Source organism: Aeromonas sp. R6-2 (assembly GCF_040908155.1).
Classification (GTDB): domain Bacteria; phylum Pseudomonadota; class Gammaproteobacteria; order Enterobacterales; family Aeromonadaceae; genus Aeromonas; species Aeromonas schubertii.
Genome location: NZ_JBFODE010000006.1, coordinates 71,204 through 95,269 on the forward strand (window position 1 = coordinate 71,204; position 24,066 = coordinate 95,269).

Here is a 24,066-nt window from a genome sequence, read left to right on the forward strand (position 1 = left end):
AGATAAGGGGCCTTTCGGCCCCTATTTATCATCAATCGAGAAACTCGCAGAGGTAGGCTGTCGCCAGTTTGACCTCCAGCCTGAAGCTGGAGTGACCGGGTACGGCAAACGCCTGGCCTGCCTCATAGGTGTGCCACTCGTCTTCATCCTTGAGTTGAATGATGAGGGCGCCCTTGATCACCGTCATACGCTCGGGGGCGGCGGTGTTGAACTCGTAGTGACCGGGGGCCATGACGCCGACAGTCGCCTTCTCACCCTTCTGCTCGAAGCCGATGGATTTGACATTACCGTCAAAATATTCATTGCTTTTCAACATCTTTACATCCTTGCATTGGCACAGTCCCTGGCACGTTAGCACGGGGGATTCTGGCTGTCATGAAGATTGTGAGCGGGGCAGGGAAGGGACGAAAAAGGCGCCCCGAAGGGCGCCGACGAAGAGGGGTTAGCGGGCTCTGACGACCAGCCCCTTGAGGTAAAACCCTTCCGGGTAGGCGGTGCCAATGGGGTGATCCGGGGCCTGGGAGAGGCGCTCGAGGATCTGGGCATCGCGACCTGCATCCAGTGCGGCATCGGCCACAATTTTCTGGAACAGATCCGCCGGCATCAGGCCGGAGCAGGAGTAGGTGAGCAGGATGCCGCCCGGGGCAAGCAACTGGAATGCCAGCAGGTTGATGTCCTTGTAGCCGCGGCAGGCGCCGTCAAGCTGGGCCTTGCTCTCGGCAAACTTGGGCGGATCGAGCACAATGACGTCAAACTTCTCACCCTTCTCCCGGTATTCGCGCAGCAGCTTGAACACATCCTGACGCAGGAAGTGGGCGCGGGAGAGATCCAGACCGTTGATCTCGGCGTTCTGACGGGCCGTGTCCAATGCCGGCTGGGAGACATCCACGTTGACCACTTCGCTGGCCCCGCCTTTGAGGGCGTAGACACCAAACCCGCCGGTGTAGCAGAAGCAGTTGAGTACCCGTTTGCCTGCGGTGTACTTGGTGGCGGCCTGGCGGTTGTCCCGTTGATCCAGGTAGAAGCCGGTCTTGTGGCCTCCCTGGATATCGACCAGGATCTTGACCCCCTGGTTCTCCTCGATCACCACAGGCTCTGCGGGGGCTTCACCATGGAGTACGCCCACAAACTCCTCAAGCCCCTCTTTCTTGCGCACCGCGACATCGGAGCGCTCGAAGATGTTACAGGCGGGGAAGAGGGTGCGCAGGGCCTCGACGATAAGCGGACGTTGATAGTCGGCACCGGCCGAGAGCAGCTGGCACACCAGGAAATCGCCGTAGCGATCGATGGTAACCCCGGGCAGGCCGTCGGATTCGGCGGCACACAGGCGATAGCCGGTGAGCCCCTGGCGGGCGATCAGATCGTCGCGAGCGGCCTGGGCATCGCCCAGGCGGCGCAGGAAGAAGGCCTGATCGACGGCTTCGTCCCGGTTGAAGGTCCAGATCCGCACCCGGATCTGGGAGCTGCCTGACCAGGCGCCGCGGCCGAGCCATTGACCGCTTTGGGCAAAGACATCGACCGTCTCACCGTTGACGGGTTTGCCCTTGACCTTGTCGATGGCCTTGGAGAAGACCCAGGGATGACGGCGAAGCAGGGATTTTTCCCGTCCGCCGACGAGGATGATGGATGCGCTCATGGTGACAGCCACTTAGCAGATATGAAAAAGGGGCCACATTTTAGGTGGCCCCTCGCTAAAAGACAAACCGCTCAGATCTTCAGCCCCTTGAGGGCGCCCGAGAGCTCGTCGGCCGTGGTCTTGAGACCCTGGGTGCCGGCGACCGAGGCAGAGGCCGACTCTTCCACCGAGCTTGCTTCACCACGAACCAGCTCGAGGTTGTGGGCGATGTCGGCCGCGACCGAGCTCTGCTGCTCGGAGGCGGTGGCTATCTGGGCGCTCATCTCGAAGACGCTGGCACTCACCTGGCTGATCCGCTCAATATCGGCGCCAACCTGAGTGATGAGCTCGCGGCTGTCGGCGGCACGGATCACCGTCTTTTCCATGATCTCGTTGAGGGTGGCGGTTCCCCCCTGCAGGGACTCGATCATCTGCTGGATCTCGACCGTGGCCTGTTGGGTGCGGCCGGCCAGGGTTCGTACCTCGTCAGCCACTACCGCAAAGCCACGCCCCTGCTCACCGGCGCGGGCCGCTTCGATGGCGGCGTTGAGCGCCAGCAGGTTGGTCTGCTGGGAGATGGCGTTGATGACGCTGACCACCTCGTTGATACGGTTGGCGTTGTCGGTGAGCTGCTCGACGGCGCTCGACGCATTGGCAATCTCGTCGGCCAGGGTACGGATGGAGTCGATGGTCTTGTGCACCCGGGCTGCCCCCTTGGCGGCCTCGTCGCTCGATGCGCGGGTCTGGCTCAGGGTATCGGCCGCATTGCGGGCCACCTCGCGGATGGCAGCCGACATCTGCTCCATGGCGGCGGCCAGTGAGTCCATGTGGCTGCGTTGGGAGAGGGCCAGTTGCTGACCCTGACGGGCGTGATCGCGAAACTCATCGGCGGCCATGTGGAGCGCCTCGGCAGACTCCTCTACCAGTTGCACTATCTTGTGTTGGCGATCGGTGAAGCGATCGATGCTGCCGGCCAGCACCGAAAACTCGTCCCGTACCGGAAAGAAGTTGAGGCGGAAGGTGAGATCGCCGTCAGCCACCTGTTGCAGCGCCTTGTTGGTGGAGTAGAGCGCCCCCGAGACGAAGGTCATCAGGTAGTGGGTGATGAGAGCCATCACGGCCGCCAGCAAGGCGATCAGCCCCAGCATGGGTCCCTGATCGTCCCACATGGAGTAGGCGGCGCGATCCAGGCTTCCCACGACCATACCCGCATCCCCGGCCCGGGCTGCGTAGAGGACCTTGTCTCCCTGCTCAGAGAGGCCTTCACTGGCGTAGGGCTGCAAGGAGAGGTGGGCAGGCAGGGGGAGTGCAGGCTCCTTGGCCACCAGGGCGGCAACCGTATCGACCTTCTCGCGCATCAGATCGAGTCGCAGGCTCATCTCCTGCTCGTGACTGGCGCGTAGCAGGCTAAACCCGAGCAGGGCGATCACCAGCAGGGGGAACCAGAAGGTGATCATGAACTTTTCGGTGATGGTGAGGTGAATGAGATAGCGGTCAACCCATCTGAACTTGACTTCTTTCATAATGATTAGTGTTCCTACAGCAATCCGTTGAGCGGGTGTCAGCATTATCGACGAGAGCCGGCCAATCTTAATGACAAGGGTGTAAAAATGGGAGAGCAATCGTTTGTCGTTCGCGTCTATGGTGTCGTTCAGGGGGTCGGGTTTCGCTATTTTACCCGGGAGCAGGCTATGCGCCTGAAGTTGCGGGGTCATGCCTATAACCTGGATGATGGCTCGGTCGAGGTGTGGATCGCCGGACCCGGCGCGCAGGTGCAGAGCATGCTGAGCTGGCTCGAACGGGGTCCACGTACCGCTCAGGTCTCGCGGATCGAGGTGTGTGAGACGAGTGAGCTGCCGCCGCCCGGTTTTCACACCAACTGAGGCCAGCTCCATGGAGCATGAGCTCAGTGTCATACGCGCCTTTATTAAGGCGGCCGGCGTCTTGCGCCAGGGGGCCGATGAGGCGGCGGTCCATGGTTACCGCATCGCGGCCAGGCGGGTGGAGTCGTTGCTCGCCTTGTGGCGACCTCTGGTTTATCAGCCCCGCCTCGAGAGGCGGCTGGCCTCGGCCATCAAGAGGCTCTCGCCCCTGCGGGATGCGCAGGTACACGCTCTCCATTTCGGCCATGGGACCGGGGCTGTGCCGAGAGTGCGGGTGGTTGAGCTCGAGCCTGCCCTGCTTGCCTGGTGGCAGCGGCGTGAGGAGTGGGGTGCGCAGCCCCAGTTGGCCAGACTCTATGCCATGAGCCTTGGGGCAAATCTGCTCGAGCGGCTCGATGTGGATGGGCCCATGACCCTTCATCAGTGGCATCGCTTGCGACTGGCCATCAAGGGGAGCCGCTATGGTGTTGAGCTGTTGCTGGCACAAGGGGAGGTGCCCATCGGCTGGCTGGCCGAGTTGACGCAGTGGCAGGAGCTGCTCGGGCAGTTGCAGGATCGCCGTCAGTGGCGCGAACGCTTCGAGCAGGAAGGGGAGAGCGGGGCGGTCGACAAGTTGAACACTCAGCTTGCACAGCGGCAGCGACAACTGGAGCGGCGGCGACCGGTGCTGCGCATGCTTGCCGTACGCATGGCACAACGGGCATGAAAAGAGAGAGGGACCCGAAGGTCCCTCTTGGTGCTTACTTGACTCGCATCCCTGGCTGAGCGCCCTCCTGGGGCTCCAGGATCCAGAGATCCTTGCCGCCGGGGCCGGCGGCCAGCACCATGCCTTCGGACATGCCAAAGCGCATCTTGCGCGGGGCCAGGTTGGCCACCATCACGGTCAGCTTGCCTTCCAGATCCTCCGGGTTGTAGGCGGACTTGATGCCGGCAAACACCTGACGGGTCTCGCCGCCGATGTCGAGCTGCAGTTTCAGCAGCTTCTCGGCTTCCGGTACCGCCTCGGCCTTCTTGATGAGGGCCACGCGCAGGTCAATCTTGGCGAAGTCGTCATAAGTGATGGTCTCGCCGATGGGGTCATCAGCCAGCGGGCCGGTCACTTTCGGTGCCTGCTCCTTGGCCAAGTCTTCCTTGGAGGCGTCGATCATGGCTTCAATCTTGGCCGGCTCGATACGGGAGAAGAGCGCCTTGAACGGGGCAACGGTGTGGTCGACCAGCGGGGCGGCGATACCCTCCCAACTGAGGGTCTCGGCCAGGAAGGCCTCGGCGCGCTCGGCCAGGAGCGGCATGACGGGTTTCAAGTAAGCCATCAGCACGCGGAACAGGTTGATGCCCACCGAGCAGACCGCTTGCAGCTCGGCATCCGCCCCTTCCTGCTTGGCGATGACCCAGGGGGCCTTGTCGTCCACATAGCGGTTGGCCTTGTCGGCCAGGGCCATGATTTCGCGGATAGCGCGGCTGAACTCGCGGCTCTCGTAGGCCTCGGCAATCGCGGTGCGGGCATTGGCGAACTCGGCATAGAGTTCGGGTTCGGCGCAGGTTGCCGCCAGCTTGCCGCCGAAGCGCTTGGCGATAAAGCCGGCGTTGCGCGACGCCAGGTTGACCAGCTTGTTGACCACGTCGGCGTTGACGCGCTGCACGAAGTCTTCAAGATTCAGGTCCAGATCGTCGATGCGGCTGTTGAGCTTGGCGGCGTAGTAGTAACGCAGGCACTCGGGATCCAGGTGGTTCAGATAGGTAGAGGCCTTGATAAAGGTGCCCTTGGACTTGGACATCTTGGCGCCGTTGACGGTCACATAGCCGTGCACGTTGACCTTGGTCGGCTTGCGGAAGTTGGCACCTTCCAGCATGGACGGCCAGAACAGGCAGTGGAAGTAGGCGATGTCCTTGCCGATGAAGTGGTAGAGCTCGGCCTTGGAGTCCTTGTTCCAGAAGCTGTCGAAATCGATGTCACCGCGCTTGTTGCACAGGTTCTTGAACGAGGCCATGTAGCCGATGGGGGCGTCCAGCCAGACGTAGAAGTACTTACCCGGGGCGCCCGGGATCTCGAAGCCGAAGTAGGGGGCATCGCGGGTGATGTCCCACTGCTGCAGGCCGCTTTCGAACCACTCTTGCATCTTGTTGGCCATCTCTTCCTGGATGGCACCGGAGCCGCGCACCCAGCCGGAGAGCCAGCTTTCAAACTGCGGCAGGTCGAAGAAGAAGTGTTCGGAGTCTTTCATCACCGGCGTGGCGCCGGAGACGGCGGATTTCGGATCGATGAGCTCGGTCGGGCTGTAGGTGGCGCCGCAGCTGTCGCAGTTGTCGCCGTACTGATCCGGCGACTTGCACTTGGGGCAGGTCCCCTTGACGAAACGGTCCGGCAGGAACATCGCCTTTTCCGGGTCGAACAACTGGGAGATGGTACGGCTACTGATCTTGCCGGCCTCCTTGAGGCGGGTATAGATGAGGCTCGCCAGCTCGCGGTTCTCGTCGCTGTGGGTCGAGTGGTAGTTGTCGAAGCTGATGTTGAAGCCGGCGAAGTCCTGTTGGTGCTCTTCGCTGACGCGGGCAATCATCTCTTCGGGGGCGATCCCCATCTGCTGGGCCTTGAGCATGATCGGCGTGCCGTGGGCATCGTCGGCGCAGATGAAGTGGACCTGGTGACCGCGCATTCGTTGATAACGGACCCAGATATCGGCCTGGATGTGTTCCAGCATGTGACCGAGGTGGATGGAGCCATTGGCATAGGGGAGGGCGCAGGTAACCAGAATTTTACGGGGATCAGTGGCCATAATGGGTTCTTGATATGCTGATTGGAGTGTTAGAGTGCCGTGCATGTTACCCGAATCAGGCCGGATCTGCCTAGCCTCGAGACTCGCCCGTGCTGGCACGGCTCGGAACCGTGGCGGGTAATCGCGGCGGGATTTGAGAAAATCACAACTCAATGGGGTTTTTACAGTGTTAGATGCAGTAAAGCGTATATTGGCCGAATTTAAACCGCGTTTTTGGCAAGGTAACCTGGTTGAGTCGGGTTTTGTTCATTCCCTCTCGCTGGAGGCCGGTGTGTTGACGGTGGGAGTGCGTCTTCCTTTCGCCGGTGAGGGCTGGTTTGAACAGCTGCGTGATGAACTCGACGGGCCGCTTCGCCTCGTGGAAGGGGTGCAGCAGATCCGTTGGGATTGCGATATGGAGATCGCCAGCCTGCCCCGCGCCGGTGGCCTGCCGGCCTTGCAAGGGGTTCGTAACATCCTGGTGGTGGCCTCGGGCAAGGGAGGGGTGGGCAAGTCCACCACGGCGGTCAATCTGGCACTGGCGCTCAAGCAGGAGGGGGCCAGAGTGGCCCTGCTCGATGCGGATATCTATGGCCCCTCGATTCCCATCATGACCGGCACCCGCAATGAGCGCCCCGTCAGCCACGACGGCAAACTGATGGAGCCTGTCATGGCCTGTGGCATGCCCAGTAACAGCATTGGCTATCTGGTGGGTGAGCAGGATGCCACCATCTGGCGTGGCCCGATGGCGAGCAAGGCGCTGTCACAGATCCTCCACGAGACCCGCTGGGGCGAAATTGACTATCTGGTGGTGGATATGCCCCCCGGCACCGGCGATATCCAGCTCACTATGGCCCAGCAGGTACCCACCACGGGGGCTGTGATCGTCACTACCCCGCAGGATGTGGCCCTGGCCGATGTGCGCAAGGGGGTTGCCATGTTTGAGAAGGTGGGGATCCCTGTGCTCGGTGTGATCGAGAACATGAGCTATCACATCTGCAGCGCCTGCGGGCACCATGAGCCGCTCTTTGGCACGGGGGGAGGGGAGAAGATGGCCGAGCAGTTTGGCATCAATCTGCTGGGACAGTTGCCACTGCATATCGACGTTCGCCAGCACATGGATGATGGCTGCCCTATCGTCTTCCATTCGCCCGATCACGCCCTCTCGTTGAGCTATCTCAAGCTGGCTCGCAACCTGGCCGCTGCACTCTATTTCAGCGGAAAACCGGTTGCGACCCCCCTCTTTACCCGTCAGCTGGATGAATAGTGGCCGAACGTGAGGCGCGACGCGCTTTGAGGGTGGGCATGGCCCACCCTTTTTCTTATAATGGATCGGTTTACATTCATTCCAACCGCTCTTCTTTTTAGGTATTTGTCATGTCTGATACTCAACGTTCGTGTGTGATCATCGGGATTGCCGGGGCTTCTGCCTCGGGCAAGAGTCTCATTGCCCAGACCATCTATGAAGAGCTGGTGGCCGAGCTGGGTGCCGGTGAGATTGGTGTGATCTCCGAAGACTGCTACTACAAGGATCAGTCGCACTTGACCATGGAAGAGCGGGTCAAGACCAACTACGACCACCCCAATGCGATGGATCACAGCCTGCTGGTTGAGCATCTGGACTCCCTCTCACGGGGTGAAGGGGTGAGCATTCCCCAATATTCCTACACCGAGCACACCCGTATGGCCGAGACCGCCGATTTTGCGCCGCGCAAGGTGATCATTTTGGAAGGGATCCTGCTCTTGACCGATCAGCGTCTGCGTGAGCGTATGGATGCGACCATCTTCATGGATACTCCGCTCGACATCTGCCTCATCCGCCGTCTGGTGCGTGATGTGCAGGAGCGTGGCCGTACCATGGAGTCGGTGCTCAAGCAGTATCAGAAGACGGTGCGACCCATGTTCCTGCAGTTTATCGATCCCTCCAAACAGTACGCCGATGTGATCGTTCCGCGTGGCGGCAAGAACCGTATCGCCATCGACATGCTCAAGGCCCGTATTCGCCACATGCTGGTGGGTTGAGTTACCAAGGAGAAATCATGCGCCTTTGTGATACCGACATAGAACGCTATCTGGACGAGGGAAAGATTGTCATCGAGCCTCGCCCCACTCAGGAGCGTATCAGTGGAGTCAGCGTCGACGTCCTGCTGGGTAATGCCTTTCGCGTCTTTCGCGATCACACCGCGCCTTATATCGATCTCGGTGGCACCAGCGCCGAGATGGCCGATGCCATCGACAGGGTGATGAGTGAAGAGATCCATATCCCCGACGGAGAGGCTTTCTTCCTCCACCCGGGTGAGCTGGCCCTGGCCGTCACCTATGAATCGGTCACCTTGCCGGCCAACCTGGTCGGCTGGCTGGATGGACGCTCCTCGCTGGCTCGCTTGGGGCTCATGGTGCATGTGACGGCCCATCGGATCGATCCGGGTTGGTCCGGCCGCATCGTGCTGGAGTTCTACAACGGCGGCAAGCTGCCGCTGGCCTTGCGCCCCAAGATGAAAATTGGTGCGCTGAACTTTGAAGTTCTCTCCGGTGAGGCCGCGCGCCCCTACAACAAGCGTGAAAACGCCAAGTACAAGAGCCAGCAGGGGGCGGTGGCGAGCCGGATCAGTCAGGACTGACGAGAATAATTCATCGCAGACCACCCCGAATGGCAGATGCTGACGCATTTGCCATTTTTTTTTCGTCAGAAAATATTTAGCGCCCGGCTATTCAGCTTTTCTTCATCTGGCATAATCCGCGCACTTCATTAACGAGGTGTACCTTTGTAATGCTAACTATCTTTGAAGGGATGAATGCGTGGCTGGCCATCGGGCTGGTGCTCTCCGTAGTTTTCGTGCTGGCCTATGAGTTCATCAACGGTTTTCACGATACGGCCAATGCGGTGGCGACGGTGATCTACACCAAAGCCATGCCGGCTCATATGGCCGTTGTGGCCTCTGGCATCTTCAACTTCTTTGGCGTCATGCTGGGTGGTCTGGGAGTCGCATACGCCATCGTGCATCTGCTTCCTATCGATCTGCTGCTGGGGATGGACTCCAGTCAGGGGTTGGTGATGATCTTCTCACTGCTCTTCTCCGCCATCGCCTGGAATCTGGGTACCTGGTACTTTGGCATTCCGGCCTCCAGCTCTCACACCCTGATAGGCTCCATCCTGGGGGTGGGCGGAGCCTATGCCTGGTTGGTCAACAAGCCGCTAAACGAGGGGATCAACGTGGGCAAGGCGATCGATATCATGCTGTCGCTCATCGTCTCACCGACCGTTGGCTTCATCTTCGCGGCTCTACTGCTGTTTGCCATCAAGCGAGTCTGGAGTGGTCCCAAGTTACACAAGACCCCGGAAGAGCGCCTCAAGGTTGATGGGAAGAAGCATCCCCCTTTCTGGGCCCGGCTTACCCTGGTGGCCTCGGCCATGGGGGTCAGCTTTGTGCACGGATCCAACGATGGCCAGAAGGGGATCGGTCTGCTGATGCTGGTGCTTATCTGCATGGCACCGTCTCATTATGCTCTCGATATGAGCAGCAGCCCTTATCATCTCGATCGAACCCAGGATGCGGCCAATCGTATCGCCGAGCTCTATCAGCGTAACCAGGAGATGGTAAGTGGCCTGGTGGATTTCAATCGAGAAGTAAAGGTCTCTGCCGAGCTGATGGATCACTGCGCTGCCGGAGATACCCTCTCCAATATCGCAACCCTCGACAATCGTCTGGGCAAGGTGCGCTCTTACAATGAGATGAGCGTTGCCGATCGCCGTGAGGTGCGCCGTCTCCTGCTCTGCATCGACGACACGGCCAAGAAGGTCTCCAAGTTGCCGCTGCCTGCCAAGGAGCTCAAGGATCTGGCCGTATGGCGTAAAGATCTGGTCTCGACCGCCGAATACGCACCTTACTGGGTCATCGTCTCCATTGCCCTGGCCCTGGGGTGTGGCACCATGATCGGCTGGCGTCGCATCGTGCATACGGTGGGGGAGAAGATTGGATCCAAGGGGATGACGTACAGTCAGGGGATCGCCGCACAGATCACGGCGGCCAGTGCCATCGGTATTGCCAGTGCGACCGGTATGCCGGTATCCACCACCCACGTACTCTCTTCCGCCGTGGCAGGGACCATGGTGGCAAACCGCTCCGGGCTTCAGACCCAAACCATCAAGACCATACTGATGGCCTGGATTCTGACCCTGCCGCTGACCATGCTGCTCTCGGGTGGGCTTTTCTTGCTGGCCCACGCTCTGTTTGCCTGAATGTATTGAAACGATGAGAGCCGGTGCCATGCACCGGCTTTTTTGTCCCTCAATCCCGCACGCCGGTATGCGATACGCTTGCCACTCCAGCCTTCGACACCCTGTTTTCGAGAATGTAATCCAGCGCTGTGTATTTTGTCGTTAGCAAGCCTGGCCCTCCAGCTATCGCTATTGTGTTCATGCCACACCTTAACGGTCATACATCTCTGGTCTCTGTTGAGAATGAACCATCAAATATATGCCATCACACTAATATAGGGTCCTAAATATTGAGCAATAGCAGGTCCCCCGGCTTATTAACCTGTTTGTAAGAGGAAGAGCCATCAGTGGGAATTCAAGGGGATATATGCATGGAGGCTGTAATAGGGTCTGGTATCGATGGGAGAGGGGAGACGCTCGCTGGTCTACTCTTGCAAACGGTTCGAAGCCGCTGATAGATGCACGAGACTTGTTGAAGATATGCATACCGAGCAATAAAAAAATCCCCGAGACTGGCTCGGGGATTGTGTACTCAGACGCTTTCAGCCTGGTTTAGGGACGGCCGGCCGGGCTGGTTGCCTGGTGGTCGGCGGCGCTGCGGCCACCGTGGCGACCGGAGCGAACCACTTCGGCGCGCTCGAGCGGCGGGTAGTCAACAGCTTCGCGTGTTGGCAGGGCCGGTGCCGGCTCGGGCTTGGTCATGGGCGCGGTAGCGCGGCGGGCTCTGGCCAGGACTCCAGTCGCACCCTGGTTGGCCGGTCTGGATTTGACCTGGGCTTGAACCTTGGGCTCGATGGCCGGCTCTGCTGGCACGGTGGCCACTACCTCAACCGGCAGCACCTCGACGGTGACAGCGTTGGCCACTTCGGCTGTAGCGGTGACAGGCTCAACGACAGGCTCAACGACAGGCTCGGCAGCCACGACCACCTCAACGTTAGATACCGGCTCTGAGCTCTGAGCAACCGGCTCCTCTTCGCGCTGGCGGCGGACATCTTCGTTGATACGCTTGCGGCGCTGCTGTCCTTCACGGGGGGCTCGCGGTTCACGCTGGCGGCGGGGACGAGCATCGTTCTCTTCCTCGGTCACGACAGGTGCCGGTACGTCAGCCTGTACATGAGCCTGGGTACCCAGTACCGGCTCAAGCTCGGGCTGGAACTCCCGTACGGTTTCGGTTGCGATGACCGGAGCCTGCTCTACCACGGGAGCCGCGACTACGGCCTCTACCGCCTGAGCTACCGGCTCGGTGATGGCTGCGGACTCGCTGACCTCGACACGAACCTGCTTGCGCATCTGTCGACGCTCGCGGCGCTCGGCAACGCGCTGCTCTTTTTCAACCCGTACGCTCTGCTCTTCGCTCACGCCCTGGGTCGTTTGTTGCACCGGCTTTTCTGCGCGGGGTTCACGCTCCTGGCGGGGGACGCGCTCGGCACGAGGCTCACGCTCCTGACGCGGTGCACGCTCAGCGCGGGGCTCACGGGGCTGGCGCGGTTGGCGCTCCTCACGAGGTTCACGCTCTTGACGGGGGCGCTTGTTGCGCTCTTCGCGGTTAGCTTCGCTCTTTTGCTCATCGCTTGGACGGGCAGGGCGCTCGTCACGACGACGGTCACGGCGTTGCTCGTTGCTGCGCTCACCGCGGGACTGACGCTCTTCGCGTGGCTGACGACGACGGGTATCCCCCTTCTGATGGGCCTTCTGCTCCGGCTCGGCAGCCGGGACGGCAGTCTCGGCTTGCGCCTTTGCGGTGCCAAACAGAGAGCCAAACAGACGACTCAGGAAACCGGGCTTGGTCTGCTCGGCGTCCACCTTGGCCGGGGCAGCCGCAACAGGAGCTACAGGGGCCGGCTTGGACGGCTGGCTAAAGCCTTGCAACAGCGGTTGATCGCGTTCGACAACCTGCACCTGACGGGGTTGGTAGGTCGGCTTGACCACCTCGGTCTTCAGCTCGTAGCTGGCTGCTTCCGGGATCTCGTTCTTGCGGATCCGGGTCACCTCGTAGTGTGGGGTCTCCAGATGCTGGTTCGGGATGATATAGACACGCACATCGTTACGCTGCTCGAGGCTGGCGATGGCGGCGCGCTTCTCGTTGAGGAGATAGGCGGCAACATCGACCGGCACCTGGCCATGCACCTGCTCTGTGTTGTCCTTCATCGCCTCTTCTTCGATGAGACGCAGGATGGAGAGTGCCAGTGACTCGTTGTCGCGGATCACGCCCTGACCCTGGCAACGGGGGCAGATATGGCTGCTGGACTCGTTGAGAGAGGGGCGCAGACGCTGACGGGACATCTCGAGCAGGCCGAAGCGGGAGATGCGGCCCAGCTGGATGCGGGCGCGGTCCTGGTGCACGGCCTCGCGCAGGCGATTTTCCACCTCGCGCTGGTGACGCACCGGGGTCATGTCGATGAAGTCGATGACAATCAGGCCACCCAGGTCACGCAGGCGCAGCTGGCGGGCTATCTCGTCGGCTGCTTCCAGGTTGGTCTGCAGGGCCGTCTCCTCGATGTCACCACCCTTGGTGGCGCGCGCCGAGTTGATGTCGATAGAGGTCAGCGCCTCGGTCGGATCGATGACGATACTGCCGCCGGAGGGGAGGCGCACTTCACGTTGGAAGGCCGACTCAATCTGGCTCTCGATCTGGAAGTGGTTGAACAGGGGGACTTCACCCTTGTACTGCTTGACCCGATTGATAAAGTCGGGACGCACCAGCTCGATGTGGGCTTTGGCACGCTCGAATACGGTCGGGTTGTCGATCAGGATCTCGCCCACATCGCGACGCAGGTAGTCGCGAATGGCACGCACGATGACGTTGCTCTCCTGGTGGATGAGCACAGGTGCGGCCACGTTTTCGGAGGCCTTGCGGATCGATTCCCAGTGGTTCAGCAGGACGTTGAGATCCCACTCCAGCTCTTCCTGGGACTTGCCCACACCGGCGGTGCGCACGATGAGGCCCATGCCGTCCGGCACGGTCAGCCCGTTCATGGCTTCCTTGAGTTCGGTCCGCTCGTCACCCTCGATGCGGCGGGAAATACCACCGGCACGCGGGTTGTTCGGCATCAGCACCAGGTAGCTGCCAGCCAGACTGATAAAGGTGGTGAGGGCTGCACCCTTGGTGCCACGCTCTTCCTTGTCGATCTGGACGATCACTTCCTGGCCTTCGCGGACCACTTCTTTGATGTTGGGACGACCTTGGTAGGAATAACCGGAGGGGAAGTAAGTGCGGGCGATCTCCTTGAGAGGCAGGAAACCGTGGCGCTCGGCGCCGTAGTCGACAAAAGCAGCTTCGAGGCTGGGCTCTACGCGGGTGATTTTGCCCTTGTAGATGTTGGCTTTCTTCTGCTCGTGTCCCGGACTCTCAATATCGAGGTCGTAGAGCTGTTGTCCGTCAACCAGCGCTACGCGCAACTCTTCTTCCTGAGTCGCGTTGATTAGCATTCTTTTCATTGAGTTCTCATTGTTGTGTCATGTGTGTTCCTTCACACGCTCCTGTCCTGCGCCGGCCTCGGGTCTGCAGCATACGGTGGCAACCTCCCGGTTGGGGTACGCATGAGGCGCAACAAACTTGGGCGCATCGGTCATGCCCTGATGTAGCAGGGATGAAAAGGATTCCAGTGTGAAGACAAAACGGTTTTGTGCACTGCGCTCACCCTGCTGCAACATCGCTCCTTGGCACAGGGACTTCGCTTGGCCTGACGGGCGGAATGGGAGATGAAACGCCCACGTTGTACAAGGCTTGAGCGGTCTTACAAAACCGTCGTTATTATCCCATTTAAATCGGTTTCATAGCAAGGCAGCAATTTTCACGCTTTTTGCAAAAACAGGGCAGCCAAGGGTGGGGGGAGGGTGCTAGAATTCGCGGCCTATGACACAGATCACACAACAAGTGCAGCTGCTCACCATCGAGGCTGAGCATGAAGGGCAGCGCATCGATAATTTCCTCAAGACTCAGCTTAAAGGTGTCCCCAAGAGCCTGATTTATCGCATCCTGCGCAAAGGCGAAGTTCGCGTAAACAAAAAACGCGTCAAGCCCGAGTACAAGCTGGAAACCGGAGATGAGGTGCGTGTGCCGCCCCTTCGGGTTGCAGAGAAAAATGAGCTGCCATCGGCCAACCTTGGCAGCATACAGCGTCTCGAAGGTCAGATTCTGTTTGAAGATGATGCCATCATAGTGCTCAACAAGCCTTCAGGTATGGCGGTACACGGTGGCAGCGGGCTGAGCTTCGGTGTCATCGAAGGACTGCGGGCCCTGCGTCCCGAGGCCCGCTTCATGGAGCTGGTACATCGCCTGGACCGTGACACCTCGGGCGTGTTGCTCATTGCCAAGAAGCGTAGCGCCCTGCGCAGCCTGCATGAGCAGCTAAGGGTCAAGACCATGCGTAAGCAGTATCTGGCGCTGGTCCGTGGCTGTTGGCAGTCCCACGTCAAGGTGATCACTGCGCCGCTCAAGAAAAACGAGCTGCAGTCGGGCGAACGCATCGTGCGTGTCAGTGCCGAGGGTAAGCCCTCCGAGACCCGTTTTCGCATCGTGCGCCAGTTTGCCGAGGCAACCCTGATGGAGTGCAGCCCCATCACGGGACGTACTCACCAGATCCGCGTGCATACCCAGCACGCCGGTCACCCAATCGCCTGTGATGACAAGTATGGCGAGAGGCAGTTTGACGAAAAAATGCGTGAAAAGGGGCTCAATCGCCTGTTCCTGCACGCCTGGCGCCTCACCTTCGCTCATCCGGCCGACGGGCGGGAGATCAAGGTCGAAGCCCCTCTTGGCGAGTCACTGGACGCCTTCTTGAATACTCTGGAGCGATAACCGCTCGCTTGCGCTCCCCACCGCCCCCGGTGGGGAGTCGTTTCTCATGGGGCGTTATCTGCCCTTCTGCACTGGCCGTATGCCGCACCGAATTCCCAAAATGTCAGATTTGGTCATAACAAATCAGTCAGTTATGGCTATATTACCGGTTTCGTCCTGCGCTGTTATATCTGTCATTGATTAAACGATCGCACATGAGATGCTTCGTGAGTCGAAGAAAGTCGATCCCCGACGTTTTCGATCACACAGGTCATTTGGCAAACTGACTCGAAAGGTCAGGACGCAAAGCCTCCGGTCTAACGGCACATGCCCATGATAGCGGGGTTGCCATTGGTGCTTTGGCGCCAGTGCGAAAGCCAAGTGACTGTCTTTCAACTCATGTTTTTGCGAGGAGTGTATGACAGCCACCCATCTCAGAGCCCTGGCTCTGCTCTGTACCCTTGGTGCCAGCAGTGCCGTAGTCGCTCACGGTTACATCAGTACCCCCGAATCGCGCAATGCCTTGTGCAAGAGCGGCGGCAATATCCAGTGCGGCGCCATTCAGTGGGAGCCTCAGAGCCTGGAGGCGCCATCGGGATTTCCTCAGGGAGGGCCGCCGGATGGACAGATCGCCTCGGCAGGTCACCGTCAATTTGGCGAGCTCAATGCCCAGACCAGCGATCGCTGGACCAAGCGCGAGGTGAGCGCCGGCCCCTTGGCGATCACCTGGACCTTTACCGCCAACCACGTCACCCGAAACTGGCGTTACTACCTGACGCGCCCCGAGTGGGATCCCAATCGTCCACTGACCCGCGACGCCTTCGAACCCACCCCCTTCTGTGTCATCGATGGGGGTATGAAACAACCTCCCAAGGTGATGACCCACGCTTGCACCTTGCCAGAGCGCTCCGGCTATCAGCTGATCCTGGGGGTATGGGAAGTGGGGGACACCAGCAACAGTTTCTACAACCTCATCGATGCTCGCTTCCGAGGTGGTGAGCCGCCTTCCTCGCCCTGGCAGCAGGGGGGGGCCATCTACCCCTCACTGGATCTGGAGATGGGAGACCGGGTATTGACTCGGGTCTTCGATGCAAATGGAGAGCGCGCGGATCTGCAGACCACGCTCACCATCGCCAGTGAAGAGCAGGGGCAGAAGAACAACTGGGCACATGCACTGGCGAGTCGCATCAATGCCGAGCAGGTCAATATTCGGGCTGGTCAGCAGGGCAGCGATGGCACCTTCAATCCGGTGTATGGGCAGAACCTCCTCTATCTCAAACAGGGAAGCGGTCTGGAACGCGTCGAAATCCAGGTTGAGCAGCAGCAACCACCCCTCGAGCAGAGTCTGTCGATTGGCACTCTGCCGAGCGATCATCTGCTCAATGAAGGCAAGTTGACCCTGGATTTTATCGTGACGGTGCGAGGGGAGATGACGGTAACGGCCACGCTGTATGATCACGGTGGTGTTGCCCGTGGTGAGGTAAGCCAGGAGCTCTCCAATGAGCAACGTACCTTGAGCCTGGCGCTTGAGGGACTCAGTGCCGGCCATCATCAGTTGGTCGTGAAGGGGATCCCCAAGAAGGGTGGGGATGCACTGCAGCAGACCGCCGATCTGATGTTCAGCGAGGTGGGGCAGAGTTACGACTACCGCTTCCCGGAGGGACTCAAGCGCTATGAGGCGGGGACCCGGGTGCTGCAGCCAAAAGATGGTCAAATCTACCGCTGCAAGCCCTTCCCCTATAGTGGTTATTGTACCCAGTGGACCAGCAGCGCCACCCAGTATGAGCCAGGTAGCGGCTCCCATTGGCAGAGCGCCTGGGACAAGGTGAATTGACCCGTATCAAGAGACGCAATGAAAGGAAAAGAGGCCGTCAGGCCTCTTTTCCATAATTCGCAAGGGGTAGCCTCACCCTTGTCAGGGGAGGGCGAGTCCGTGGCGCTTGAAGAGCTCCACCAGGCCGATAAGGGGTAGCCCTATCAAGGCATTGGGATCGCGCCCCTCGAGTGCACTGAATAAGGTGATCCCCATGCCTTCACTCTTGAAGCTCCCGGCGCAGTCATAGGGGGTCTCGGCCAGCAGGTAGCGGGTCAGGGCGGCCTCGTCGAGGGTGCGAAAATGGACGGTAAAGGGCTCTACCAGAGAGTGATTCTCACCGCTGACTGCATTGATCACACACAGGCCAGTGTAGAAGATCACGCGGCTTCCCTGGGCCGCCTTGAGCTGGGTCAGGGCGTTGTCGAAATTGCCGGGCTTGCCGAGGATGCGTCCATCGCAGACGCACACCTGATCAGAGCCGATCACCAACCCATGATCACGACCATCGGCCACCGCCTGCGCCTTGCTGATGGCCAGTCTGAGTACCAGCTCGGGAGCCGTTTCTCCGGGCAGAGGCGTTTCATCAACACGGGGTGCTTCGGTGTCAAATGCCATCCCAAGTTTGGCCAGCAAGGCCGCCCGATAGCGAGAAGTGGAGGCGAGGATCACTTTTTCTGGCATACTGTTATTCCGATGAGGGCAGGTCCCGGCATTCTAGGGAGTTGTGCGTTAAAAATCATCGCAATAAATGGTTTTTCCTTTGACTATAACCTCTTGGAACTATATCATTCGCGCCCTATGCAAAAGGTGAAGTTGCCCGTTAAGGTTGATCCAGTCCGTAGTGCCTTGAAGCTCCTCGATTATGTCGGGGTTGTGGAAAAGTCGCAGATGCCCAGGCTGGAGGAATCAACCGCAGGCTTGCTCGGTGATGTGGATGTGTCACTGCACTTTGGTAAAGATGTCCAGAGACTGACCGTTATGAAAGGCACTGCCCATGCCGAGGTCAATCTGGTTTGCCAACGTTGTGGAGAGTCATTTGCCCACCGTTGCGAAGCCGAATTTGTCTACACTCCGATGTTCGAAAGAACTGACGAGGAAGAGCTGCCGGAAGCTTATGAGCCCATTGAGTTGGATGAAAATGGGGAGATAAACCTGCATCAGATCCTCGAGGATGAACTCATCCTCGCCCTGCCTCTGGTACCCATGCACCCTGTGGATGAGTGCCCGAGAGGGAAGATGGAGATGAGCTGGGGTCATATCGAACCTGCTGATGAGCGCCCGAATCCCTTTGCAGTTCTTGAAGAACTCAAACGTAAGTGAATTAGGAGTTAGCCTAAATGGCCGTACAACAGAACCGTAAAACCCGCTCCAAGCGTGGCATGCGTCGTTCCCACGATGCCCTGACCGCTGCTGCCCTGACTGTTGATCAGACCAGTGGTGAAACCCATCGTCGTCACCACGTGACTGCCGATGGTTTCTACCGTGGCAAAAAGGTTATCGCCTAAGGCGAGCCCTTGTCTGCGCTCACCGTTGCGTTAGACATGATGGGGGGAGACAACGGCCCCCCGGTTACAGTGCCTGCCTCCGTGCAGGCACTGTCGCTTATGCCCCAGTTACACCTTGTGCTGGTTGGGGATCTCTCACGTTGTCATGATCTGCTCTCGCGGCACGGTTTGCTTACCCACCCCCGTGTGCGCCTTCTCCATGCCAGCCAGGTGGTCAGCATGGGAGACAAGCCTATCCACGCATTGCGTCACCTCAAAGACTCCTCCATGCGCCTGTCACTCGATCTGGTCAAACAGGGAGAGGCATCGGCCTGTGTCAGCGCTGGTAACACCGGCGCTCTGATGGCCATGGCCAAGTGTGTGCTCAAATCACTGCCCGGTGTTGACAGGCCGGCTCTGGTCAAGGGGTTACCCCATATCCAGGGGGGACGCACCTACCTGCTCGACTTGGGCGCCAATGTCAGCTGTGACGCCGACAGCCTGCTGCAGTTTGCCGTTATGGGATCCGTGGTGGCCGAGCGGGTGGAGGGGATAGCCAGACCCAGAGTGGCGCTGCTCAACGTGGGGGAAGAGGAGATCAAGGGCAATGACCTGGTGCGCCACAGCGCCGAGCTTATCGGCCAGTGCCCGGCCCTCAACTACATCGGCTATGTGGAGGGTAACGAACTCTTCACCGGCAAGGCGGATGTGATCGTCTGCGATGGTTTTGTGGGTAACGTGGCCCTCAAGACGGCCGAAGGGGTAGCCCGGATGATGGGGCGCATGGTGGGCGTTGAGGGTTCGAGACGCACTTTTATTGGCCAACTCGCCTCATTTCTGCTCAAACGACGCTTTAAAACCCTGAACCCCGACCAGTATAACGGCGCCAGTCTGTTAGGATTGCGCGGTATTGTGGTAAAAAGTCACGGCAGCGCCAACGAGCGCGCCTTATGTCACGCGATCATGCTGGCTGCGGAAGAAGTCAAAGCACAACTCCCTGCCCAAATAGCCGATCGCCTGGAAACTGTCCTCTCCGACAGGGATCAATAAACACACATATGCATAGCAAAATTCTGGGAACCGGCAGCTATCTGCCCGCCTCGGTGCGCACCAACGCCGACCTTGAACAGATGGTGGAAACCAGTGACGAGTGGATCGTGGAGCGTACCGGTATTCGCGAACGCCGCATCGCCGACCAGGGTGAAACCGTCGCCAGTCTGGGCTGCAAGGCGGCTCAGCGCGCCCTCGAGGCTGCCGGACTGACCCCGGCCGATCTCGACATGATAGTGCTGGCCACCACCAGTGCCGAAAACGCCTTTCCCGCTGCCGCCTGCGAGCTGCAGGCCATGCTGGGCGTGACCAACATTCCCGCCTTCGATGTGGCCGCTGCCTGTGCCGGCTTCACTTATGCGCTCGCTATTGCCGATCAGTTCGTGAAATCCGGCGCTGCCCGTCACGTTCTGGTGGTCGGGGCCGACGTATTGTCGCGCATGTGCGATCCCAGCGATCGCGGCACCATCATCCTGTTTGGTGATGGGGCAGGGGCCGTGGTGATCGGCCGTTCCGATACGCCAGGCATCCTCTCGACCCATCTGCACGCGGATGGTCGCTACGGGGATCTGCTCAAGCTGCCGCAGCCACGTCGTGGCATGAGTGGCAGCGAGTTGGAAGCCTACATGTACATGAAGGGCAACGACGTCTTCAAGGTGGCGGTGACCCGACTGAGCGAGATCGTTACCGAGACGCTCACGGCAGCCGGCATTGCGCCATCCGAACTCGATTGGCTGGTGCCGCACCAGGCCAACTTCCGTATCATCAGCGCCACCGCCAAGAAGCTCGGCATGAGCCTCGACAAGGTGGTGTTGACCCTCGACAAGCACGGTAATACCTCCGCCGCCTCCGTCCCGATCGCCCTCGACGAAGGGGTTCGTGACGGTCGAATTCAGCGCGGCCAACTGGTGTTGCTTGAGGCGTTCGGTGGCGGCTTTGCCTGGGGCTCTGCCCTGGTTCGCTTCTGATCCCGCTTTCCTCTTCGTAAGGAGTTTGAGATGACTCAATTCGCTATTGTCTTCCCGGGACAGGGCTCCCAGTCTGTGGGTATGTTGGCCGAGCTGGCCGAGCAGCACCCTCTCATCAAGGAGACCTTCGCCGAGGCCAGCCAGGTGCTGGGCTACGACCTGCTCGAACTGGTGCAGCAAGGCCCGGCCGAAGAGCTCGGCAAAACCTGGCGCACCCAACCGGCTCTGCTCACCGCCTCGGTCGCCCTGTGGCGCCTGTGGCAAGCCCAGGGCGGTGTGCAGCCGGCCGTGATGGCCGGTCACAGCCTGGGTGAGTACTCGGCGCTGGTGTGCAGTGGCGCCCTGGCCTTTACCGATGCAGTGAAGCTCGTCGAGCTGCGTGGTCTGGCCATGCAAGAGGCCGTACCGGAAGGCACTGGCGCCATGGCCGCCATCATCGGTTTGGACAACGACACCATCGCCGCTAACTGCGAGCAGGCGGCCGAAGGGCAGGTGGTCTCTCCGGTCAACTTCAACTCCCCGGGTCAGGTAGTCATCGCCGGTCACAAAGAGGCTGTCGAGCGTGCCAACGTCCTGATGAAGGCCTCGGGTGCCAAGCGGGCGCTGCCGCTGCCGGTCTCCGTTCCCTCCCACTGCGCCCTGATGAAGCCGGCGGCCGAGAAGCTGGCTGCCGCCCTCGAGCAGATCCAGGTGAAGGCCCCGGCCATCGCTGTTATCAACAACGTAGACGTGGTCCGCGAGAGCGATCCTGCAGCCATCAAGCAGGCGCTGGTACGCCAGCTCTACAGCCCGGTGCGCTGGAGCGAGAGCGTGGTGGCCATGGCCGATGCCGACATCGCCCTCACCATCGAGATGGGCCCGGGCAAGGTTCTCACCGGCCTGGCCAAGCGCTGTGATGCGCGCGTCGAAGGGATCCATGCCAACGATCCCGCCTCTTTCGAGGCGGCGTTGGCCAAGGTTAATTAAGCAGGAGTAACGAGATGAGCTTTACTGACAAGGTCGTTCTGGTGACGGGTGCCAGCCGTGGTATCGGCCGCGCTATCGCCGAAGCCTTTGCCGAGCGTGGCGCCAAGGTGGTGGGAACCGCCACCAGCGAGAGCGGTGCCGAGGCCATCAGTGCCTATCTGGGTGACAAGGGTTGCGGGCTGGCGCTCAACGTGACCGATGCCGGCTCCGTTGAACAGGTGCTTGCGACCATCAAGGAGCGTTTCGGTGATGTGGATGTTCTCATCAACAACGCAGGTATCACTCGTGATAACCTCTTGATGCGGATGAAAGATGATGAGTGGAATGACATCATCGAGACCAACCTCACATCTCTCTATCGCCTGAGCAAGCCGGTGTTGCGAGCCATGATGAAAAAGCGCTATGGTCGCATCGTCAGCATTGGCTCCGTGGTGGGTACCATGGGGAACGCAGGGCAGACCAACTATGCTGCCGCCAAGGCTGGTCTGGTGGGTTTCACCAAGGCGCTGGCCCGTGAAGTGGCCTCCCGTGGTATCACCGTCAACGCGGTGGCACCCGGCTTTATCGAGACCGACATGACCCGTGCCCTGAACGATGATCAGCGCGCTGGCATCATGAACCAGGTACCGGCTGCCCGCCTGGGCGATCCGAAAGAGATTGCCGCCGCCGTGGTTTTCCTGGCATCCAGCGATGCAGGATACATCACCGGCGAAACCCTGCATGTTAACGGCGGGATGTACATGGTGTAACCATTTTGTCGCGAGTTCTGGCCAAAATGGCGATTTTACGACGACGTTCGCGTATTTTCGTGGTTTGACCAGAAGCAAGTTGCTTGCAAACTCACGTCAATTGAATAAACTACTGCAACCAGACGCAATTGCGTATTTTTAAAGGAAAATTCAGGTCATGAGCAACATCGAAGAACGCGTAAAGAAAATCATCGTCGAGCAGCTGGGCGTTAAAGAAGAAGACGTCAAGAACAGCGCTTCCTTCGTCGACGATCTGGGCGCTGACTCCCTGGACACCGTTGAGCTGGTAATGGCCCTGGAAGAAGAATTCGATACCGAGATTCCTGACGAAGAAGCCGAGAAGATCACCACTGTTCAAGCGGCTATCGACTACATCAACGCCAACCAGGAGTAATCTCTCCTGTGTTGCGAGAAGCGGCCTGAGGGCCGCTTCTTTTATCCAGCTTTCCCCAAAATTCCCCCTCGGAGACTACCTCAGTGTCTAAACGCAGAGTCGTGGTGACCGGCCTGGGCATGCTTTCCCCGGTAGGCAACAGTGCCGAAACCAGCTGGCAGGCCTTGCTTCAGGGCCAAAGCGGTATCAGCCACATCGAACACTTCGATACCACAGATTTCCCCACCCGTTTTGCCGGCCTGGTCAAGGATTTTGATGCTGAAGCCTATGGCATCAGCCGCAAGGATGCCCGCAAGATGGATCTCTTCATCCAGTACGGTATCGCGGCTGGATTGCAGGCCATCGAAGATGCTTCCCTCGAGATCAATGAGAGTAATGCCGAGCGGATCGGTGTGGCTATCGGCTCCGGTATCGGTGGCCTCGGTCTTATCGAAGTGAACCACGACAGCCTGGCCAAGGGGGGTCCCCGCAAGATCAGTCCCTTCTTCGTGCCGTCCACCATCATCAACATGGTGGCGGGTCACCTCTCCATCATGAAGGGGATCCAGGGGCCCAACATCGCCGTGACCACCGCCTGTACCACCGGGACTCATGCCATCGGCATGGCCGCCCGTATGATCGCTTACGGCGATGCGGATGTGATGGTCGCCGGCGGCGCCGAGAAGGCCTCGACCCCGATGGGGATGGGTGGCTTTGCCGCTGCCAAGGCCCTCTCCAGCCGTAATGATGAGCCTCAAAAGGCGAGCCGTCCGTGGGACAAGGATCGCGATGGTTTCGTGCTGGGGGATGGTGCCGGAGTCCTGGTGCTGGAAGAGTACGAACACGCCAAGGCGCGTGGCGCCCGGATCTATGCCGAGCTGGTTGGTTTTGGCATGAGCGGTGACGCGCACCACATGACAGCGCCGCCCGATGATGGCAGCGGCGCCGCCCGCGCCATGCAGGCCGCCATCAGGGATGCCGGCATCGATGTGGCCCAGATTGGCTATATCAATGCTCACGGCACCTCCACCCCGCTTGGGGACGTGGCCGAGCTGCGCGGTGTGAAGAAGGTGATGGGTGAGCATGCCGGCCGGGTGATGGTCAGCTCGACCAAATCGATGACCGGTCACCTGCTCGGAGCCGCCGGCGCCATTGAGGCCATCATCACTGTGCTGGCCTTGCGCGACCAGATAGCGCCGCCGACTATCAATCTGGATAACCCGGATGATGAGTGCGACCTCGATCTGGTCCCTCATGTGGCCAAGAAGGGGGAGTTCGACTATGCCCTCTCCAACTCCTTTGGCTTCGGCGGCACCAATGGCTCGCTGATCTTCAAACGCGTATAATCGTCCCGGGGCGATCACCATCAAGCCCGATACCCCTGGTATCGGGCTTTTTTATCGGAGGCAC

At 59.8% G+C, this 24,066-nt stretch carries 22 protein-coding genes and 1 riboswitch; of the genes, 16 read left to right on the forward strand and 6 right to left on the reverse strand.

The window, feature by feature from the left end; genetic code table 11:
• Positions 1-31: 31 nt before the first annotated feature.
• From AB5Y48_RS00640 to AB5Y48_RS00650, 3 genes are all read right to left on the reverse strand, one after another.
• Positions 32-316 (reverse strand): pyrimidine/purine nucleoside phosphorylase, encoded by a 285-nt coding sequence (locus AB5Y48_RS00640; protein WP_050664826.1) that lies wholly within the window; start codon positions 314-316, stop codon positions 32-34.
• Between the two features lie 126 nt (positions 317-442).
• Positions 443-1,636 (reverse strand): class I SAM-dependent methyltransferase, encoded by a 1,194-nt coding sequence (locus AB5Y48_RS00645; protein ID WP_050664827.1) that lies wholly within the window; start codon positions 1,634-1,636, stop codon positions 443-445.
• 71 nt (positions 1,637-1,707) lie between these two features.
• Positions 1,708-3,138 carry a methyl-accepting chemotaxis protein gene (locus tag AB5Y48_RS00650; protein WP_368163433.1) on the reverse strand — a complete coding sequence of 477 codons (1,431 nt, stop codon included), beginning with the start codon at positions 3,136-3,138 and terminating at the stop codon, positions 1,708-1,710.
• 87 nt (positions 3,139-3,225) lie between these two features.
• On the opposite strand from AB5Y48_RS00650, the gene AB5Y48_RS00655 reads away from it, so the two are divergent.
• Both AB5Y48_RS00655 and AB5Y48_RS00660 read left to right on the forward strand, forming a co-directional pair.
• A complete protein-coding gene (locus AB5Y48_RS00655) occupies positions 3,226-3,498 on the forward strand; it encodes an acylphosphatase (RefSeq protein ID WP_060586060.1) in 273 nt (90 codons plus the stop codon).
• A gap of 10 nt (positions 3,499-3,508) precedes the next feature.
• Positions 3,509-4,204: a CHAD domain-containing protein gene (locus AB5Y48_RS00660; protein WP_368163434.1), complete on the forward strand. Its 696-nt coding sequence runs from the start codon at positions 3,509-3,511 to the stop codon at positions 4,202-4,204.
• Between the two features lie 34 nt (positions 4,205-4,238).
• On the opposite strand, the gene metG is transcribed toward AB5Y48_RS00660, so the two are convergent.
• The gene (metG, locus tag AB5Y48_RS00665; protein WP_368163435.1) at positions 4,239-6,272 is read right to left on the reverse strand and encodes a methionine--tRNA ligase; all 2,034 of its coding nucleotides are present in this window, start codon (positions 6,270-6,272) and stop codon (positions 4,239-4,241) included.
• Between the two features lie 166 nt (positions 6,273-6,438).
• Here metG and apbC point away from each other — a divergent pair, with 166 nt between their 5' ends.
• The 4 genes from apbC (at position 6,439) to AB5Y48_RS00685 (ending at position 10,491) form a co-directional block, all read left to right on the forward strand.
• Positions 6,439-7,518, forward strand: a complete 1,080-nt coding sequence (gene apbC, locus AB5Y48_RS00670) for an iron-sulfur cluster carrier protein ApbC (protein ID WP_224160060.1) — start codon at positions 6,439-6,441, stop codon at positions 7,516-7,518.
• 110 nt (positions 7,519-7,628) lie between these two features.
• A complete protein-coding gene (udk, locus tag AB5Y48_RS00675) occupies positions 7,629-8,273 on the forward strand; it encodes a uridine kinase (protein ID WP_050664833.1) in 645 nt (214 codons plus the stop codon).
• A gap of 17 nt (positions 8,274-8,290) precedes the next feature.
• Positions 8,291-8,872 (forward strand): dCTP deaminase, encoded by a 582-nt coding sequence (dcd, locus tag AB5Y48_RS00680; protein ID WP_050664834.1) that lies wholly within the window; start codon positions 8,291-8,293, stop codon positions 8,870-8,872.
• A gap of 149 nt (positions 8,873-9,021) precedes the next feature.
• Positions 9,022-10,491 carry an inorganic phosphate transporter gene (locus AB5Y48_RS00685; protein WP_224160061.1) on the forward strand — a complete coding sequence of 490 codons (1,470 nt, stop codon included), beginning with the start codon at positions 9,022-9,024 and terminating at the stop codon, positions 10,489-10,491.
• A 531-nt stretch (positions 10,492-11,022) separates the two neighbouring features.
• Here AB5Y48_RS00685 and rne read toward each other — a convergent pair.
• On the reverse strand, positions 11,023-13,908 hold the full coding sequence (rne, locus tag AB5Y48_RS00690) for a ribonuclease E (protein ID WP_368163436.1): 2,886 nt from the start codon (positions 13,906-13,908) through the stop codon (positions 11,023-11,025).
• A 418-nt stretch (positions 13,909-14,326) separates the two neighbouring features.
• Between rne and rluC the strand changes: the two genes are divergently transcribed.
• Both rluC and gbpA read left to right on the forward strand, forming a co-directional pair.
• Positions 14,327-15,271: a 23S rRNA pseudouridine(955/2504/2580) synthase RluC gene (gene rluC, locus AB5Y48_RS00695; protein WP_050664838.1), complete on the forward strand. Its 945-nt coding sequence runs from the start codon at positions 14,327-14,329 to the stop codon at positions 15,269-15,271.
• A 246-nt stretch (positions 15,272-15,517) separates the two neighbouring features.
• A riboswitch (cyclic di-GMP riboswitch) is annotated at positions 15,518-15,603 on the forward strand.
• 65 nt (positions 15,604-15,668) lie between these two features.
• On the forward strand, positions 15,669-17,084 hold the full coding sequence (gene gbpA / locus AB5Y48_RS00700; RefSeq protein WP_368163437.1) for an N-acetylglucosamine-binding protein GbpA: 1,416 nt from the start codon (positions 15,669-15,671) through the stop codon (positions 17,082-17,084).
• Between the two features lie 81 nt (positions 17,085-17,165).
• Here gbpA and AB5Y48_RS00705 read toward each other — a convergent pair whose 3' ends face one another.
• Complete coding sequence (locus tag AB5Y48_RS00705) at positions 17,166-17,747, reverse strand: nucleoside triphosphate pyrophosphatase (protein WP_368163438.1); 582 nt, start codon at positions 17,745-17,747, stop codon at positions 17,166-17,168.
• 117 nt (positions 17,748-17,864) lie between these two features.
• On the opposite strand from AB5Y48_RS00705, the gene yceD reads away from it, so the two are divergent.
• The 8 genes from yceD to fabF all read left to right on the forward strand — a co-directional run bounded on the left by yceD (position 17,865) and on the right by fabF (position 24,002).
• The gene (gene yceD / locus AB5Y48_RS00710; protein ID WP_050664952.1) at positions 17,865-18,386 is read left to right on the forward strand and encodes a 23S rRNA accumulation protein YceD; all 522 of its coding nucleotides are present in this window, start codon (positions 17,865-17,867) and stop codon (positions 18,384-18,386) included.
• Between the two features lie 17 nt (positions 18,387-18,403).
• On the forward strand, positions 18,404-18,571 hold the full coding sequence (rpmF, locus tag AB5Y48_RS00715) for a 50S ribosomal protein L32 (protein ID WP_050664841.1): 168 nt from the start codon (positions 18,404-18,406) through the stop codon (positions 18,569-18,571).
• A gap of 9 nt (positions 18,572-18,580) precedes the next feature.
• Positions 18,581-19,600 carry a phosphate acyltransferase PlsX gene (plsX, locus tag AB5Y48_RS00720; protein WP_050664842.1) on the forward strand — a complete coding sequence of 340 codons (1,020 nt, stop codon included), beginning with the start codon at positions 18,581-18,583 and terminating at the stop codon, positions 19,598-19,600.
• 8 nt (positions 19,601-19,608) lie between these two features.
• Positions 19,609-20,568 (forward strand): beta-ketoacyl-ACP synthase III, encoded by a 960-nt coding sequence (locus AB5Y48_RS00725; RefSeq protein ID WP_050664843.1) that lies wholly within the window; start codon positions 19,609-19,611, stop codon positions 20,566-20,568.
• 30 nt (positions 20,569-20,598) lie between these two features.
• Positions 20,599-21,534 carry an ACP S-malonyltransferase gene (gene fabD, locus AB5Y48_RS00730; protein WP_368163439.1) on the forward strand — a complete coding sequence of 312 codons (936 nt, stop codon included), beginning with the start codon at positions 20,599-20,601 and terminating at the stop codon, positions 21,532-21,534.
• Between the two features lie 14 nt (positions 21,535-21,548).
• Complete coding sequence (fabG, locus tag AB5Y48_RS00735; RefSeq protein WP_050664845.1) at positions 21,549-22,283, forward strand: 3-oxoacyl-ACP reductase FabG; 735 nt, start codon at positions 21,549-21,551, stop codon at positions 22,281-22,283.
• A gap of 157 nt (positions 22,284-22,440) precedes the next feature.
• On the forward strand, positions 22,441-22,677 hold the full coding sequence (gene acpP, locus AB5Y48_RS00740) for an acyl carrier protein (RefSeq protein ID WP_005352645.1): 237 nt from the start codon (positions 22,441-22,443) through the stop codon (positions 22,675-22,677).
• A gap of 83 nt (positions 22,678-22,760) precedes the next feature.
• Positions 22,761-24,002, forward strand: a complete 1,242-nt coding sequence (gene fabF, locus AB5Y48_RS00745; protein WP_136613504.1) for a beta-ketoacyl-ACP synthase II — start codon at positions 22,761-22,763, stop codon at positions 24,000-24,002.
• The last annotated feature ends 64 nt before the right edge of the window (positions 24,003-24,066 follow it).